Here is a 1,142-nt window from a genome sequence, read left to right as displayed (position 1 = left end):
GCGACGAGGTGCGCACCAGCCTTTCCAGCTACGCCCTTTCGGCCAATGTGGAGACGCTCACCTACACCGGCACCGGCAACTTCACCGGTGTGGGCAATTCCTTGGACAACCTGATTCAGGGTGGCGTGGGCAATGACACGCTGTCGGGTGGTCTCGGGGACGACGTCTACATTGTGGACGATGCTGGCGATGTGGTGACGGAACTGGCCGGTGAAGGCAGCGACGAGGTGCGCACCAGCCTTTCCAGCTACGGCCTGTCGGCAAATGTGGAAGCGCTCACCTACACCGGCACCGGCAACTTCACCGGCGTGGGCAATGCCTTGGACAACCTGATCCAGGGCGGTTCGGGCAATGACACGCTGTCGGGCGGTACCGGCAACGACACGCTGGTGGGTGGTCTGGGCAACGATGTCTACATCGTGGACGATGCTGGCGATGTGGTTACGGAACTGGCCGGTGAAGGCAGCGACGAGGTGCGCACCAGCCTTTCCAGCTACGGCCTGTCGGCAAATGTGGAAGCGCTCACCTACACCGGCACCGGCAACTTCACCGGCGTGGGCAATGCCTTGGACAACCTGATCCAGGGCGGTTCGGGCAATGACACGCTGACGGGTGGCGCGGGCAACGACACGCTGGTGGGTGGTCTGGGCAACGACGTCTACACCGTGGATGATGTCGGTGATGTGGTGACGGAACTGGCCGGTGAAGGCAGCGACGAGGTGCGCACCAGCCTTTCCAGCTACGGCTTGTCGGCAAATGTGGAGACGCTCGCCTACACCGGCACCGGCAACTTCACCGGCGTGGGCAATGCCTTGGACAACCTGCTCCAGGGCGGTGTGGGCAATGACACGCTGTCAGGCGGCGCTGGCAATGACACGCTGGTGGGTGGTCTGGGCAACGACGTCTACACCGTGGATGATGTCGGTGATGTGGTGACGGAACTGGCCGGTGAAGGCAGCGACGAGGTGCGCACCAGCCTTTCCAGCTACGCCCTTTCGGCCAATGTGGAGACGCTCGCCTACACCGGCACTGGCAACTTCACCGGTGTGGGCAATGCCTTGGACAACCTGATCCAGGGTGGCGTGGGCAATGACACGCTGTCGGGTGGTCTGGGCAACGACGTCTACTCCGTGGATGATGTC

At 62.9% G+C, this 1,142-nt stretch carries 1 protein-coding gene; it reads left to right on the top strand.

The features are described from left to right. Positions 1 to 1,142: calcium-binding protein (locus EJ903_RS27875; protein ID WP_246015996.1), on the top strand; the 1,142-nt coding region annotated here is incomplete at both ends.

Source organism: Azospirillum griseum (assembly GCF_003966125.1).
GTDB classification, from domain to species: domain Bacteria; phylum Pseudomonadota; class Alphaproteobacteria; order Azospirillales; family Azospirillaceae; genus Azospirillum; species Azospirillum griseum.
The sequence above is the reverse complement of the archived record's forward strand: the minus strand, read 5'-3'. Positions and strand labels throughout refer to the sequence as shown.